Origin of the sequence: Paraburkholderia sp. EG304, from assembly GCF_046543485.1 — a bacterium.
Taxonomy (GTDB): Bacteria; Pseudomonadota; Gammaproteobacteria; order Burkholderiales; family Burkholderiaceae; genus Paraburkholderia; species Paraburkholderia youngii.
The window spans coordinates 1-580 of sequence record NZ_JBKGUA010000291.1 but is presented as its reverse complement, the minus strand read 5'-3'; the positions used below and the strand labels follow the sequence as shown (position 1 = coordinate 580).

The window sequence follows — 580 nt, the reverse complement described above, 5'->3', positions numbered from 1 at the left end:
GGAAAACTGGCAGGTGGCCGCCAACCTTGGTGACGAACTGTTGCCAGCTGATGACGGATTCGTGGTCGATGGTCAGTGCATCGGCTGCATTCCGTTCAGTCTCCGCAAAATCAAGGTAGCTGGCCGTAGGGGGTAGGGGGGGAGCGGGTTTGCTGTCGGAGCTGGCGAGTGCTGCAGCGTACAGGGTGTGGATCTCATGTGGGATCCCGAGAATGGAGTACCCGTCGATCAGGGTGTGATCGGCGACGACGCATACGGTGGTCGCGTCAGCGTTGCTGATGGTGGCGCAGATATATCCGGGCCAGCCGAGTGGGCCAATTTCGCGGTCGAACAGATTTTCGATATACTGCGCCAGCTTTCGGCTGTCGCGGAAGTTCTTCGCCTCACTGGGGTAGATAGTCACGGTGCCGGGCGGCAGCGTCACGCGGAGTAGACGACTGTCGGGTGTGGAGCGAGCGGAAAACATCAGCTGACTGCGGAGCGTTTCGTGGCGATCTGTCCAGTTGCGCAATGCCGCAGCGAAGGCATCTGCATCAAGTCCAGCGGGCAGATCGAAAGCACACCCCAACCAGGACGGCGG

General features: G+C 60.5%; 1 pseudogene. It reads right to left on the bottom strand.

Going from position 1 to position 580, the window contains the following annotated elements:
- Positions 1-466, bottom strand: a pseudogene (locus tag ACLFKU_RS43915) (hypothetical protein); the annotation flags it as partial.
- Positions 467-580: the final 114 nt, after the last annotated feature.